Source organism: Mycobacteriales bacterium, assembly GCA_036497565.1.
GTDB lineage: Bacteria > Actinomycetota > Actinomycetes > Mycobacteriales > QHCD01 > DASXJE01.
Genome location: DASXJE010000076.1, coordinates 1 through 7,664, shown reverse-complemented (window position 1 = coordinate 7,664; position 7,664 = coordinate 1). Strand labels below are relative to the sequence as shown.

The window sequence follows — 7,664 nt, the reverse complement described above, 5'->3', positions numbered from 1 at the left end:
CCTCGCCTGCGACGCGGTACTGATGGGACGGCACACCTACGACGGCTTCGCTCCGGTGTGGCAGGGCCAGTCCGGCAACCCCTACAGCGACAAGATCAACGCGATGGAGAAGTACGTCGTCTCCACCACGCTGACCGACCCGACCTGGAACAACACCCACGTCATCGGCGGCGGCGATGTCGTCGGCGAGATCTCGAAGCTCAAGCAGGCCCCGGGCAACGACATCGTGCAGTACGGCTTCGGCCCCGTGACCTACGCGCTCATGGCCGAGGGGCTGCTGGACGAACTGCACCTGTGGGTGCACCCCTTCTTCGTCGGACGCGGCGGCCCGCAGGACCTGATGTTCCGCGAGACCCCGCTCACGACGTTCGACCTCGTCGACACCACGACGCTCAAGTCCGGCATCGTCATCCTGTCCTACACCGCGTCGAAGAGTGCGTCATGACCACGGTGGAACGCATCGACGGAGAGGTGCTCGCGCCGGGCGCGCCCGGATACGACCAGGCGCGCACGGTCTGGAACGCGATGGTCGACCGCCATCCGGTGCTGATCGTCCGGTGCGCCAGCGACGCCGACGTCGCGGCGGCGGTGCGCCATGCCCGGGACAACGACCTGGAGATCGGGGTGCGGTCCGGCGGGCACAGCATCGTCGGGCTGGCCGTCCCGGACGGCGGGCTGATGATCGACCTCACGCCCATGGACGGCGTACGGGTCGACGCAGCACGCCGCCGTGCGGTCGTCCAGGGCGGCGCTCTGCTCGGTGCCCTGGACCGGGAGGCGCAGCGGCACGGCCTGGCGACGACGGCCGGCAACGTCTCGCACACCGGAGTCGGTGGACTGACCCTGGGCGGCGGGATGGGCTGGCTGGCGCGGCAGTACGGCCTCTCGTGCGACAACCTGGTGTCCTGCCGGATGGTCACGGCGGACGGCCGCGTGGTGAGCTGCAGCGCGACGGAGAATCCCGAGCTGTTCTGGGGATTGCGCGGCGGTGGCGGCAATTTCGGCATCGTCACCGAGTTCGAGTTTCGGCTGCATGACGTGCCCGGAGACACCCTGGTCGCCGAATTCTCCTACCCGATCGATCGCGCGCTTCCCGTGCTGCGCGGCTGGCGTGAACTCAGCGCCGAAGCGCCCCGCCGGGCCACGTTCACCGCATCGGTGAGCGGGGACGAGGTCACGGTCGGATACGTGTGGGTCGGCGCGCCGGCGGCGGGCCGGGCGCTGCTGCCGGCGCTGCGCTCGCTCGGGCGCGCGACCGCCGAACAGATCGAGCCGATGTCCTACGTGCACCTGCAGCGGACCGATGACACCGTCGCCGGGCACCACTACCGGCGGTACTGGAAGGGGCACTACTTCAGCGAGTTGACCGATGAGGCGATGCAGGCGCTGCTTCTGCGCGGCACCTCCGACGGAAGCGGCACGCACCTCCCGTCCGTCTCGCTGCAGGCCTACGGCGGCGCGATCGCCGACGTACCCGACTCCGACACCGCATTCAGCCACCGAGACACGCAATTCGAGTACGTCGCCGCGGCACGGTGGACGGACCCAGCGGAGGACGGGTCGCGGATCGCGGCCGCGCGCCGGTGCGGGCGTGCGCTCGACCGGTTCGCCAGCGGTGCCTACGTCAACACGCTGACCGACGAGGGTACGGACGGCGTGCGACGCGCCTACCCCGCCGACAAGCTGGCCCGACTCACCGCACTCAAAGACGCCTACGACCCCGACAACGCCTTCCACCTCAACCAGAACATCCGGCCGAGTTCGCTCAGCTGAGCTCGATGTCGTGGCCGGGTCCGCGCTCGTCGTCCGGGCGGGGCCCGAAGTAGCGCCGCTGGTCCGCCGGGATGGGAAGGTCGTTGATGCTGGCCTCCCGTCGGCGCATGAGGCCGTGGTCGTCGAACTCCCACAGCTCGTTGCCGTAGCTGCGGAACCACTGCCCGGCGGCGTCGTGCGACTCGTATTGGAACCGCACGGCCATCCGGTTACCGCGGAATCCCCACAAGCTCTTGCGCAGCACGTAGTCGAGCTCGCGCTCCCACTTGGCGGTCAGAAACGCGACGATCTCCGCCCGCCCGGTGGCGAACTGGTCGCGGTTGCGCCAGACGGAGTCCTCGCTGTAGGCGAGGCTCACCCGTTGTGGGTCGCGGGTGTTCCACGCGTCCTCAGCGGCCTGCACCTTCTCGATCGCGGTCTCGAGCGTGAAGGGCGGCAGCGGCGGGCGGCTCGCGGTCATCGCATCTCCTCGGCGTACGGCGTCGGCGGTGCCCCCACTATCCCGCTCCTGCGAGGTGCGGCTTGACCCTCACCCGACGTGAGGATCCATAGTCGGGGCATGGCAGAGCCATTCATAGCGCCACTGATAGCGCCGCTGACGGTGGGCCGGGTCGCTGATCTGGCCCACGTGACCATCCGCACCCTGCACCACTACGACGAGATCGGGCTGGTGCGGCCGTCGCGGCGTACCTCGGCCGGCTACCGCGTCTACGCCGAGGCGGACATCGTGCGGCTGCAGCAGGTGCTGCTCTACCGCCGGGTCGGCTTCGGCCTGGACGAGATCGCGGACCTCATCGACGACCCCGAGGTCGATGCCGTCGGTCACCTCCGCCGGCAGCGGGCGCTGCTGCTCGACCGGGGCACCGAGATCGAGGCGATGGTAGCCGCGATCGACAAACAACTGGAGGCACGCACCATGGGCATGAACCTCACACCGGCCGAACAGCTCGAGATCTTCGGCACCGACAAGGTCGGCGGTGAATGGGCCGACGAGGCGCGGGATCGGTGGGGAGAGACCGAGGCCTACCAGGAGTCGCAGCGGCGTGCGGCCGACTACACCAAGGAGGACTGGGCCCGCCTCAAGGCCGAGGCCGATGAGGGCCTGCGCGGATTCGCCGAGGCGGCCCGGGCCGGCCTGCCGGCGACCGGCCCGGAGGCGATGGCCCTGGCCGAGGCGCACCGGCAGTACATCAACCGCTGGTTCTACGACTGCGGCTACGACGTACACCGCGGTCTCGCGCAGATGTACATCGCCGACGAACGCCTCACGCAGACCTTCGAGAGCGCGCTGCCCGGGCTGGCGCAGTACGTGCACGACGCCATCATCGCCAACGCGGAATCAGCCTCCTGAGCACCGCCCGCCGGGGCACGACGGTGGTGGCTGTCTCCTCGGCCCGCTGACGCGACTGGCGGGCGTCCTTCGCCAGGCGCGCGGCCTCCGCATCCGCGAGGTGGGCGTCGAAGCGCTCCTCGACCAGGGCGTCGAGGGTCAGGTAGTGGTAGCTGGTCATCGGGATCAGCCCCTTCAGGGTTGTCGGATCGCGACCGTTGTCGCTCGAAAACCAGCCTGGTCCCGGCGCGGCCAGGGCACATCGGTGCCGACCACGGATCCGGTGATTCCGTAGTGGGATCCGTGGTCGGCACGGATGTCCTTAGGCGGGCTTCCCCGCAGGCTTGAGGCGACGAGGTCCACCGTGGACCCGCCGAAGGGGGATGCAGGACATGACAGCGATCGACACGACCACCCAGGACACGGCCGAAGCCGATCCGACCACCATCGACGCGGCGAAGCTCGAAGCGTTCGTCGGACAGGCCGTCGGCGACATGGGCGCGGCCATCTCCGGGCTGCTGCTGCACATCGGCGATCGGCTCGGTCTCTACAAGGCGATGGCCGGCGCGGGGCCGATGACGTCCGCAGCGCTGGCGATCCGCACCAACACCGCGGAACGCTACGTCCGCGAATGGCTCAGCAACCAGGCGGCCGGCGGCTACGTCGTCTACCACCCCGCCGACGAAACGTTCGAGCTGCCCGCCGAGCAGGCCATGGTGGTCGCGGACGAGGACAGCCCGTTCTTTCTGGCCGGCGCGTTCGAGAGCATCGCCTCGTGCTACACGGACCACGACACGATCGTGGATGCGTTCCGCACCGGCGCGGGCTTCGGTTGGGAGGACCACGACGACCGGCTCTTCTCCGGCGTCGTGCGACTCTTCCGTCCCGGTTACGCCGCCCATCTCGTCGACGAGTGGCTGCCCGCCCTCGACGGCGTGGTCGAGAAACTTCGCTCAGGCGCGATCGTGGCCGACGTCGGGTGCGGGGTCGGGGCGTCCACGATCCTCATGGCGAAGGCGTTCGAGCGGTCGTCGTTCGTCGGGGTCGACATCCACGAGGAGTCGATCCGATCGGCGCGCAAGGCGGCGGCCGAGGCCGGCGTCGGCCAGCGGGTGCGGTTCGACATCGCCACCGCGAAGGACATGTCGGCGATCGGCTACGACCTCGTCTGCATGTTCGACTCCCTGCACGACATGGGCGACCCGGTCGGTGCCGCTCGTCGGATCCGCCATTCTCTCGCCCCCGGCGGCACGTTGCTGCTCGTCGAGCCGTTCGCCGGCGACCGGCTGGAGTACAACCTGCACCCGGTCGGCCGGACCTTCTACGGGCTGTCCACGGTGATCTGCACGCCCAACTCGCTGGCGCAGGACGTCGGCCTGGCACTGGGCGCGCAGGCCGGCGAGTCCCGCCTCACCGAGGTGCTCCGCGAAGCTGGGTTCAGCAGCGTACGCCGGGCGGCGGAGACTCCGTTCAACCTGATTCTGGAGGCCAGGCCATAGGTGTCGCGCCCATCGCGGCCAGTGCGGACTCTCCGCGCGCTCGTTCCCCATCCCCGATGAGGACGAGCGTGCGGGCCCACTGATAGCGGCAACCGGTGGCTTTCAGGGCGGCGGCCGCGGAGACGAGCGTCCCGCGACCGCCGTCCGCCATGCCCGCAGCGCGATCGACGATGGCGGCGGCAACCGGGTTGTCCATGGTCGCCAGTCGGGCGCGGTCGATGCGCGCGGCTGCGTCCGGGTGCCCGGTGAGTACGGCGGCCTCGGCCCACAGGGCGGCGTACCAGGGACGCCACATGCCGGTGTACCACTCCCGGAAGTGTTCGGGCGGCGTGGCCAGTCTCTGCATCGCCTCGTCGGCCTGCCCACGGTGTAGCAGCAGCATGGCGTCGAAGAACTCGTTGAAGTGGATCGAGGACAGCGGCCGGCCGGGCGTGGCGAGCCCGTCGACGATGTCGAGCCACTGGGCCCTGGCGTCGTCGTCGCCCCGCAACCCGTGCACGGTAGCCACCGCATAGGCGCCGCGGCTGAGGTTGCCGGCGCGCGGTCGTCCGGCTCGCTCCCATCCCTTGCGGAACCGCTCCCCCAGGCGGACCGCCTCGTCCCACTCGCCGGTCAGTGCCGCGACGAGAATCAGCCGGGCCGTCGCCAGGTGGGCTTCCTCGCGGTAGAAGGGCAAGTCGCAGACCCGCTCGGCGAGCGGTCTCGCAGCCGCCAGGTCGCCCGCGGCGATGGCGCAGTCGGTGGCCATGATGTAGGCGTCGAAGAACTCCAGCCCGGACGCCGCCGTCACCTGCAGCGGAGCCAACAACCTGGTACGCAGCATCGCGCTCGCCAACGCGGGTCGGACCTCCCCCCGTGCTAGCTGGATGGCGGTCAGCTCGTCCAGCGCGGCGCTCTCGTCCAGCGGGTCGCCGACCCGGCGAGCCAAGGTGATCGCCCGCTCCGCGAGCTCGGCGGTGATCGGGTCGAGCTCCGAGCCGTTGTAGGCCTCGGCATTGAGTGTCCGGGCCTCCGCCGCCGGGTCGCCTGCGGCGAGCGCCCATGCCTCGCGCAGCAGTGCATCCACCTCGCCGGCCGCGCGCGGCGTGGGCATCAGGCCGGGCCCGCGATTGATCAGCTCGGCGGCGCGCGCGAGGTCGCGGGCGGCGCCGGCCCGGTCGCCGGCGCGCAGCGCCGCGTCGGCCGCGGCCCGGCGCAGCCGCATCGCGTCGTTGCCGAAGTGCCGCGTCTCCGCCGCGCCGGCGGCGCGGTGCAGTGCGGCAGCGGCGGCCAGGTCGTCGGCGGCGAGGCCGGCCGCCTGCTCGTAGCGTCGCTGCGATTCGCCGGGCGTGCCGCGAACGAAGGTCAGGTCGGCCAGCCAGATCGCCAACCGGTAGGCCTCGGCGCGGTGGCCGGCACTAACCGCGGTCCAGCGGAGCGCTGTCCGCAGTTCGTCGGCGAGCTGGTCGAACACCGACCGCCACGCGCCGACGTCGTCCGGACGAGGAAGCCCGAGCGCTTCGGCGGCAGCGAGACACCAACGCAGGTGCCGGGTGCGGGCCTCGACCATCTCCCCGGCGGCCTCGAGCCGCTCGCCGCCGTACTGCCGGATGGTCTCCAGGGCGCGGTAGCGGGTGTCGCCCGAGTCGACGATGGGGACGAGCAGGCTCTGGTCGGCGAGCCCGGCGAGGATCGACGGAACGGCATCGGTCGCAGTCGGGAGCCAGTCGGCGAGCACTTCCGCGGCGGCATCGGCGGTGAACGGGGCGGCGAACACCGAGATCCGGCGTAGCACCGCCTGGTCGGACGAGTCGAGCAGCGCGTAGCTCCAGTCGAGCGTCGACCGCAGCGACCGATGCCGGTGACCCTTGCGCCGACCGCCGGTGAGCAGCCGGAGCCCGTCGGCGAGTCCGGCCTCGAGGCCGTCCAGTCCGAGAGATGCGTAACGGGCGGCGGCCAACTCGATCGCGAGGGCCATGCCGTCCAGGCCCCGGCACACCGTGGCGACGCGTCGCCGGTCGGCCGGGGTGAGCGGTCGCCCACCCGCCGCGGCGCGTCCGAGGAAGAGCTCGACGGCGTCGCCGTCCCGGCCGTCGGCGTCGAGAGACATGCCCGGCACCCGGAACACCCACTCGAACGGAACCAGCAGCCGGGCCCGGCTCGTGGCGAGCACGGTCAGGCCGGGGCTGCCGGCCAGCAGGCGTTCCAGCGGGCCGACCACCCCGTCGATCAGGTGCTCACAGTTGTCCAACACCAACAGCATCTCCCGGCCGGACAACCAGCCGAGCACGGTGTCCTCCGCCGACCGGGCCTGATGTTCGCCGAGACCCAAGGCGGCCGCGATAGCCGGCGCGATCATCGACGGGTCGGTGACCGGCACCAGGTCGACGTATCCGGTGCCGTCGGCGAACCGGTCGGTCACGTCGGCGGCGACCGCGAGGGAGAGGCGGGTCTTCCCGATCCCGCCCGGCCCCAGGGCCGTCACGAGACGGTGCTCGTCGAGCGCCTCGGCGAGTGCAGCCCGCTCGGCCACCCGACCGACGAACGATGTCAACGGCGCGGGCAGTCGCACGATCGGTGCGGTGGCCCGGGCGGTCCCCGTCTCCGGCGTCGGGTCCACGGTCGCCGCGATGGCCACCAGTGCCCGCCGGTCGCCCACCTGGAACTTGCGCAGCAGCGAGGAGACGTGGCTTTCGACGGTGCGGACGGAGATGAAGAGTTGGGTGGCGATCTCGGCGTTTGTCTGATGTTTGGCAACTGCTTCGAGCACCTCGGCCTCGCGGGCCGACACATCTACGTCCGCCGGCTCCCACTCGTTCACCACAGTCAGATTGTGCATGGTCATCCCCCGTACCCGGCCCAACGACCGCAAAGAACCCCTGCCCACTGTGGCAGGAGGCGCGGACGTGCCGTATCTACCTCTCCCACGGGCCCGGGAAGGCGTCGGTTCACCCGTCCGGGTCACATCACCATTGCTGCACCATCGGGCAGCGCGCGCTCCGGACACCCGCCGCTTAACGCGACGCCGAGCACCAATCGCTACGTATGAAGGATGATCCGGCCACGAACGCCACCCGCGCCCC

7 protein-coding genes are annotated in these 7,664 nt (G+C 70.9%); 4 read left to right on the top strand and 3 right to left on the bottom strand.

Annotated elements, in window-relative coordinates:
* The coding region (locus VGH85_06515; GenBank protein ID HEY2173453.1) for a dihydrofolate reductase family protein at positions 1–445 on the top strand (445 nt) is incomplete at its 5' end.
* A complete protein-coding gene (locus tag VGH85_06510; protein HEY2173452.1) occupies positions 442–1,773 on the top strand; it encodes an FAD-binding oxidoreductase in 1,332 nt (443 codons plus the stop codon). The genes VGH85_06515 and VGH85_06510, both read left to right, overlap by 4 nt.
* Here VGH85_06510 and VGH85_06505 read toward each other — a convergent pair.
* Complete coding sequence (locus VGH85_06505; protein ID HEY2173451.1) at positions 1,766–2,233, bottom strand: nuclear transport factor 2 family protein; 468 nt, start codon at positions 2,231–2,233, stop codon at positions 1,766–1,768. The two genes, VGH85_06510 and VGH85_06505, sit on opposite strands and share 8 nt — an antisense overlap.
* A gap of 99 nt (positions 2,234–2,332) precedes the next feature.
* On the opposite strand from VGH85_06505, the gene VGH85_06500 reads away from it, so the two are divergent.
* Positions 2,333–3,124: a MerR family transcriptional regulator gene (locus VGH85_06500; GenBank protein HEY2173450.1), complete on the top strand. Its 792-nt coding sequence runs from the start codon at positions 2,333–2,335 to the stop codon at positions 3,122–3,124.
* On the opposite strand, the gene VGH85_06495 is transcribed toward VGH85_06500, so the two are convergent.
* Positions 3,096–3,284, bottom strand: a complete 189-nt coding sequence (locus tag VGH85_06495; protein HEY2173449.1) for a hypothetical protein — start codon at positions 3,282–3,284, stop codon at positions 3,096–3,098. The genes VGH85_06500 and VGH85_06495 overlap by 29 nt on opposite strands.
* A gap of 211 nt (positions 3,285–3,495) precedes the next feature.
* Between VGH85_06495 and VGH85_06490 the strand changes: the two genes are divergently transcribed.
* Entirely contained in the window at positions 3,496–4,602 is a 1,107-nt protein-coding gene (locus VGH85_06490) for a class I SAM-dependent methyltransferase (GenBank protein ID HEY2173448.1), read from the top strand.
* On the opposite strand, the gene VGH85_06485 is transcribed toward VGH85_06490, so the two are convergent.
* The gene (locus tag VGH85_06485) at positions 4,574–7,426 is read right to left on the bottom strand and encodes a LuxR C-terminal-related transcriptional regulator (protein ID HEY2173447.1); all 2,853 of its coding nucleotides are present in this window, start codon (positions 7,424–7,426) and stop codon (positions 4,574–4,576) included. The genes VGH85_06490 and VGH85_06485 overlap by 29 nt on opposite strands.
* Positions 7,427–7,664: the final 238 nt, after the last annotated feature.